The following is a 6,936-nucleotide window of genomic DNA, read 5'->3' as shown; positions in this document are numbered from 1 at the left end:
CGGGGAGGCATGGGGTAGTTTCAACCGTGGCGGGCATCGCGTTCCGTGCTGATGAAGATTTGGCGTCGACACCCAATTCTTACATCGAATCAACGGTTTACACTATGTCCGCCAACCCTCATGCATAATGCAGGCTAAGCAGCTGAATCGGCCGCATCCCCAGGCAGCGCTGCCCTGCGCGCGGCAGGAAGGCGCTCAATGCCCAGGTCACCCCCACAACCCGCGGGTCGAAACGTTTTCTGCTTCTTTTTTACAAAAAAGAAGCCCTACCCTCGCGATCTCACCAGCTTGACAGCCCCCTCCCGCCGGTGAACTCTCACATGCCGCAACCACAGGGGGAGTCGCACGCATGGCGGAACGATGGCTGGCCGGTTCGATCGTCGCAACCCGCGGCGTCGGCTGGGCGCGCAAACCGCGCCTGCACCACCTGACCGAAGCCGCGCAAGGCCGGTTTCATTACACGATCGGCCCCTATTCCGAACCGGTGCTGACGGTCGCCCCCGGTGACCGCATCCTGATCGAAACGCGCGATGCGTTCGAGGGCGCGATCCGCACCGAGCGCGACAAGCCCAGCAAACGTCTGCGCATGCCCTTCGTCAATCCGCAGAACGGCCCGATCATGATCGAAGGCGCCGAACCCGGCGATGCCATCGCCGTTCACATCGAACGCATGCGCCCCCGCGGCGAAAACCCGCGTGGCACCTGCTGCATGATCCCCTATTTCGGCGCGCTCACCGGCACCGGCCTCACCGCCTCGCTGCAACCGCCGCTGCCGGAAATCACCCGCAAAATCCATGTCGATGAAAAGGAAGTCCGCTGGAGTGCCCGCGTCGTGCTGCCCTACGCGCCGCACATCGGCACGCTGAGCACCTCGCCCGAAATCGACAGCATCAACTCCCTCACCCCCGGCCCGCACGGCGGCAACATGGATCTGCCGGACATGGGTCCCGGCAGCATCACCTACCTGCCGGTCCGCAGCCCCGGCGCCCGCCTGTTCATCGGCGATGCGCACGCCTGCCAGGGCGACGGCGAGGTGTGCGGCACCGCGGTCGAATTCGCCTCCGAAACCACCATCCGCGTCGATCTGATCAAAGCCTGGCCGCTCGACTGGCCGCGCCTCGAGCGCGAGGATTTCATCATGACGATCGGCAGCGCCCGCCCGCTGGAAGACGCGACGCGCATCGCCTATCGCGACCTCGTCCTCTGGATGGAAGCCGAATACGGCTTCGACCGGTGGGACGCCTACATGATGCTGAGCCAGTGCGGCCGCGTGCGGCTCGGCAATTTCGTCGACCCCAACTACACGGTCGGCGCCGGCATCTCGAAAAAATATCTCGCCCCGGAAGGCAAATGACATGGATCTCGGATTGAGCGGCAAACGCGCATTGATCACCGGCGGCACCAAAGGCATCGGCCGCGCCGTCGCCGAACATTTCGCCGCCGAAGGCACCGATGTCGCCATCTGTGCCCGCAACGCCACCGAAGTCGCCGAAACCGTCGCAACCCTCAACGCCCGCGGCGTGCGCGCAACCGGCCGCGCCGTCGATGTCGCGGACGGTCCGGCCCTGACCGCCTGGGTGCGCGACGTCACCACCGAATTCGGCGGGCTCGATATCCTGGTCTCCAACGTCTCCGCCCTCGCCATCGGCCAGGATGAAGCCTCCTGGCGCGCCGAATTCGAAACCGACATGATGGGCACGGTCCACGCCGTCGATGCCGCGATGCCGGCACTCGAAGCCTCCACCGCCGCCGCCATCGTCGTCATCTCCTCGGTCTCCGGCCGCGAGGTCGATTTCGCAGCCGGACCCTACGGCGTGTTCAAGGCCGCCCTGATCCACTACGCCAAGGGCCTGTCGTTCCAGCTCGCCGCCAAAGGCATCAGGGTCAACGCCCTCTCGCCCGGCAACACCTATTTTCCCGGAGGCGTCTGGGAAAAAATCGAACACGGCAACCCCGAACTCTACCGCCAGGCCCTCGCGCTGAACCCGACCGGGCGCATGGGCACGCCCGAGGAAATGGCGCGCGCCGTCGTGTTCCTCGCCAGCCCCGCCGCCAGCTTCATCACCGGCACCAACCTCGTGGTCGATGGCGCATTGACCCGCGGCGTGCAGTTCTGAACCACCCGCCCCTACCCATCGCCACAACCTCGGCATTGATCAAGATCAAGGCAGCCTCCTCGAAACCAGCCTAGGCTGACGTTCGCAGTTTCGAGGAGGCACCCATGAACGTCCGCGACATCATGACGACCAACCCCACCACCGTCAGGCCCGAAACCGGGCTGGCGGAGGCCGGGCAACGCCTGCTGAGCCAAAATCTCTCCGCCCTGCCGGTCACCGACGCCGATGGCCATCTGCTCGGCATCATCACCGATGGCGATCTGCTGCGCCGCCCGGAACTCGGCACCGCGCCCGCCATCGGCTGGTGGCGCGGCTTCCTCGCCCCGGAACGCTCGGCCAGCCAATTCATCAAGACACGCGGGCGCCACGTCAGCGAAGTGATGACCGAAACACCCGTCAGCGTCGATCCCGACACCCCGCTGATCGACGCCATCGAACGCATGCAGTCCCTGCACATCAAACAACTCCCGGTCCTGCAGGGCACCAGACTGGTCGGCCTGCTGACCCGCCGCAACGTCCTCGCTGCCCTGCTCGACCGCCTCGCCACCACTGGCGATGCCACCATCTCCGACGACACCATCACCACCCTGATCCGCACCGCCATCAGCCGCTCCAACTGGGCACCGAAGGACATGGTCAGGGTCGTCGCCAACCACGGCTCCGTCACCCTGTCAGGCCCCGTCTTCAGCGATGCCGAACGGCGCGCCCTCATCGTCATCGCCGAAAACACCAGCGGCGTCACCCACGTCAACGATCAGATGATCCTGGTCGACTCGACCAGCGGCGTCGCATTCGGCTCGTTTTGATCCGGCAAGCCCCCTTCGGAGCCCAGGCCACCCCGCACCGCAAACCCGGCGGTACGGCCCGCCAAAACGCCGCGCAGCCATGCCACACCATCTGACGAGCACCGCCCCGCACCACCAGTCCGCCGTGCTCATCACCCTGATGCACCAGGCCGACATCGACCCCAGCTTCCCGATCATCAGACTGGCCATGCCAGACGTTCAACTCGCCGCATGGCGGCAATACGCCCGACGCGCCATCACCTCGAAATCACCCGGCCGCGGCATCCTCGCCGCCCGCTGGCATGCCCGCCATCACCCCGCCGGATTGGCCTGTTTCGACACGCGCACCGAACTCGACACCACCAAAACCCTGTGCGCCCGCCCCGTCGTCGCCGTCGATATCCTCCACCCCGATCGCCTGATCACCGCCCTCGTCAAACAATTATGCGCCATCGCCCAAATCACCCACTGCACCCACCTCAGCCTCGCCCTGCCCCAAACCCCAACCCTCGACCTCACCACAATCCCCCTGAACCGCACCGCCACAGTCAACCAGGATTACACCATCGGCTAACGGTGCGTTGAGGGCGGTGTCACTAAGGGAAAGAAGGCCAAGGGGCTCTGCCCCCTGGACCCCCGTTAAAGGCGGAGCCTTTAAAATCCATTAGTTTTAGGCAAGGGGAGGGCGACCCAAGCCAGATCAGCGGAAAGTCCGAGGCAGCGCCCTCCCCTTGCCTAAAACTAGCGGGTTCTAAGGGCTAAGCCCTTAGTGGGGGGTTCGGGGGGCAACGCCCCCTGATCTTGCTTTCTTCAGTGACACCCACCCCAACGCGCCGTTGGCCGATCGCGCGATCATGGGAAGTGTTTCTTGGTGTAGCGCCAGGCGATCACGTAGAGTCCGAGGTAGGCGAACGGGATGAACACGATCAGACCTTCGAGGCCGCCGATCATTGCGAGGTCTCCTTGTGTGTGGCGAGGCTGTTGGCCTCCTGGGTTTCGAACAGCACGGCGCTGCTGACGGCGATCAGCACGATCATGGTGGTGCCGACCAGCCAGGCGAAGTACCAGGGGCCTTCGTCACCTGCGACCACCGCGAGCAGCAGGGCGGTCAGCAGAACGAGGGCGAGCGCGCCGAATTTGACGAGATCTTTCATGGTGTCTCTGCCTTTCAATAGAAGTGGTCATCGGCGACGACGGTGGCCGGGTTGACCTTGCCTTTCATCACCCGGAACGCCCAGCCCGTGTAGGTCACGATGATGGGCACGAACACAACGGCGAAGCCCAGCATCCAGCCGAGGTTATAGGCGCTGCCTGAGGCGTTCCACACGGTCAGGCTTTCCGCCGGCGTGGTGGATGACGGCATCAGGAACGGAAACATCGCCCCGCCCGCGGTAAAGATCGTGCCGATCCAGGCGAGTGCGCCGAGCCACCAGCCGAGCACCGGCTTGCGCGCCAGCAGGGCGAGCGGGCCGCCGAGCATGCCGCATGCGCCCAGCGCCGGCAGCAGCCACAGCAGCGGGTGGGTGTGGAAATTATCGAGCCAGGCGCCGGCCCGCATCACGACGGCTGGCCCGCCGAGCGGCGTCGCCGGCATGCCGGGATCAACACTCCGGGTGAAGGCGAACCCTTTGATGAACCGGATCCAAACGCCGCCGATCGCGAACAGCACCAGCGCCAGCAATCCGCCACCGATTGCAAAACGCCTGGCGCGGGCTGCAAGATCGCCCATGCCGCGGATCATCAGCATCGCACCGCCCTGATAGACGGCGAGTGCGAGCGCCATCACGCCGCAGAGCAGCGCGAACGGATTGAGCAGGTACCAGACGAAGCTTTCATCCTGATAATACTGGCCATCCCAGCCGAAATGAAACCCGACGCCTTGCAGCACATTGCCGAACGCGGCGCCGAAAATGATCATCGGCAGCGCGCCCGAGACCAGAAACGCCCAATCCCAACTCGCCCGCCAATGCCGCGCATCGACTTTCGAGCGATACTCGAACGCGACGGGGCGCAGGATCATGGCGAACAGCAGCAGGATCATCACGACATAGAAGGTCGAGAACGAGGTGGCATAAAGCGTCGGAAACGCCGCGAAAATCGCCCCGCCGCCCAGGATGAACCAGACCTGGTTGCCATCCCAGTGCGGCCCGATGATGGCGAGCGAAGTGCGCCGCTCCGCGTCGGTCCTGCCGACAAACCGGAGCAGCGTCCCCACCCCCATGTCCATTCCCACCATGATGGCAAGGCCGGACAGCAGCACGCCGAGCAGCAACGCCCAGATGATTTTCAAAGCGATATAGAGTTCCATGGCGCGGGTTCCTTATTGCCAGGGCTTGTGGGCGTAACCGGGCTGGCCGAACACCGGCCGCACCGGCACCGGCAGCGGCTTTGGTTGCGCGGTGTGCTCACCCGGCCCGAGGCGGGCGTATTTGAACATCAGGTAGAGTTCGGCGGCGATGAACAGGCTGTAGAGCAGCACGAACCCGGCCAGCGAAAAAATCATGTACCCGATGCCGTGTGACGAGGCCGATTGAAACGTCGGCAACCAGCCGTACACCGTCCATGGCTGGCGGCCGTTCTCCGCGGTCACCCAGCCGAATTCGCAGGCCAGGATCGGCAGCGGGATCGCGAGCATCGCCGCCTTCATCACCAGCGGGTGCTTTTCCAGCTCGTTCTTCAGGCTGTAATAGGCACCGAACGCGAACACCACGATGAACGCGACGCCAAGCCCCACCATGATACGAAACGACCAGAATTCGACAAATACGTTGGGAATACTCGCCCGCGCGGTCTTTGCCAGCACCGCCGGCAGCAGTGCCGGCGTGATCGCCGACAAATCCTGGTCCGGCGCATAGCGCTGCGCCAGAAACCCGTAGCCCATGTCGTTCTCATGCTTGCGAAACGCCGCCAGCGCCGCCGGATCATGCGAGGCACCGAAGGATTTGAGCGCGATGATCGCCTTGATGCCACTGACGGTCCTGGCCTTGGCCGCGCGTTCGAGCGCGTAGATCCCCGGGATCGTGGTCTTCCACTCATGCGCGACCAGCGGCGTCAGCACATAGGGAATCCCGATCGAGGCGGCATCGCGCTGCTTTTCATCATCGGGCAGGGCAAACAATTTCCACGGGGCCGATGGCCCCCTGGCGCTGTGCCACAGCCCCTCCATCGCGGCGAGCTTGGCCGGCTGCACCAGATCATCCATCCGCCCCAGCGCATCGCCGAGCGTCACCACCGCGAGCGTCGAGACCAACCCGAACAGGGCGGCGATCCGAAAGCTGCGCGCGGCGAATTCCCGATGCTGCTTGCGCAACAGATAATACGCGCTGATCCCCATCACGAACATCGCCCCGCTCACGTACCCGGCGATCGAGGTATGCACGAATTTCGCCTGCGCATCCGGGCTGAACACCAGCGCGCCGAAGCTCTTGAACTGCATCCGCATCGTTACCGGGTCGAACCGCGCGCCGGCCGGGTCCTGCATGAACCCGTTGGCGATCAATATCCACAGCGCCGATAAATTCGAGGCCAGAGCAACAAGATAGGTCACCGCCAGATGCGCCGGCCTGCTCAACCGGTCCCAGCCGAAAAACATCAGCCCGACGAAGGTCGATTCCATGAAAAACGCCATCAGCCCTTCGATCGCCAGCGGCGTGCCGAACACATCGCCCACGAAATGCGAATACATCGACCAGTTGGTGCCGAACTCGAATTCCATGGTCAGCCCGGTCGCCACGCCGATGGCAAAATTGATGCCGAACAGCTTGCCCCAGAACAGCGTCATGTCCTTGTAGATCGGCTTGCCGGTAATCACGTAGACCGTCTCCATCGCGGCGAGAATGAAGCTCAGCCCCAGGGTCAACGGTACGAACTGGAAATGATAAAGCGCCGTCAGCGCAAACTGCAGGCGCGACAAATTCACTACGGTCGGATCGATCATCGGCAGAAATCCCCGGCAGACACTGCGACATGGCCAAATCCATGCCCGGCGTTCCACGAACGCTGCATGGCTCCTAACAGGGCCGCGACCTCACCGC

7 protein-coding genes are annotated in these 6,936 nt (G+C 64.1%); 4 read left to right on the top strand and 3 right to left on the bottom strand.

Going from position 1 to position 6,936, the window contains the following annotated elements; all coding sequences use genetic code 11:
* Positions 1-349: 349 nt before the first annotated feature.
* From AruPA_RS13295 to AruPA_RS13280, 4 genes are all read left to right on the top strand, one after another.
* Complete coding sequence (locus tag AruPA_RS13295) at positions 350-1,354, top strand: acetamidase/formamidase family protein (protein ID WP_265637193.1); 1,005 nt, start codon at positions 350-352, stop codon at positions 1,352-1,354.
* Between the two features lies 1 nt (position 1,355).
* Positions 1,356-2,117, top strand: coding sequence for an SDR family NAD(P)-dependent oxidoreductase (locus AruPA_RS13290; protein WP_265637192.1), 762 nt, complete (start codon positions 1,356-1,358; stop codon positions 2,115-2,117).
* A gap of 104 nt (positions 2,118-2,221) precedes the next feature.
* Complete coding sequence (locus tag AruPA_RS13285; protein WP_265637191.1) at positions 2,222-2,923, top strand: CBS domain-containing protein; 702 nt, start codon at positions 2,222-2,224, stop codon at positions 2,921-2,923.
* A gap of 79 nt (positions 2,924-3,002) precedes the next feature.
* Entirely contained in the window at positions 3,003-3,476 is a 474-nt protein-coding gene (locus tag AruPA_RS13280) for a hypothetical protein (RefSeq protein WP_265637190.1), read from the top strand.
* Positions 3,477-3,849: 373 nt separating this feature from the next.
* Here the strand turns inward: AruPA_RS13280 and AruPA_RS13275 are convergent, their stop codons facing one another.
* The 3 genes from AruPA_RS13275 to AruPA_RS13265 are packed head-to-tail and all read right to left on the bottom strand — an operon-like array spanning position 3,850 to position 6,845.
* Positions 3,850-4,056 (bottom strand): hypothetical protein, encoded by a 207-nt coding sequence (locus tag AruPA_RS13275; protein WP_265637189.1) that lies wholly within the window; start codon positions 4,054-4,056, stop codon positions 3,850-3,852.
* Positions 4,057-4,070: 14 nt separating this feature from the next.
* Complete coding sequence (cydB, locus tag AruPA_RS13270) at positions 4,071-5,210, bottom strand: cytochrome d ubiquinol oxidase subunit II (protein WP_265637188.1); 1,140 nt, start codon at positions 5,208-5,210, stop codon at positions 4,071-4,073.
* 12 nt (positions 5,211-5,222) lie between these two features.
* Positions 5,223-6,845, bottom strand: a complete 1,623-nt coding sequence (locus AruPA_RS13265; RefSeq protein ID WP_265637202.1) for a cytochrome ubiquinol oxidase subunit I — start codon at positions 6,843-6,845, stop codon at positions 5,223-5,225.
* Between the last annotated feature and the right edge of the window lie 91 nt (positions 6,846-6,936).

The organism is Acidiphilium sp. PA (assembly GCF_026191915.1).
In the GTDB taxonomy this organism is placed as follows: domain Bacteria; phylum Pseudomonadota; class Alphaproteobacteria; order Acetobacterales; family Acetobacteraceae; genus Acidiphilium.
The sequence above is the reverse complement of the archived record's forward strand: the minus strand, read 5'-3'. Positions and strand labels throughout refer to the sequence as shown.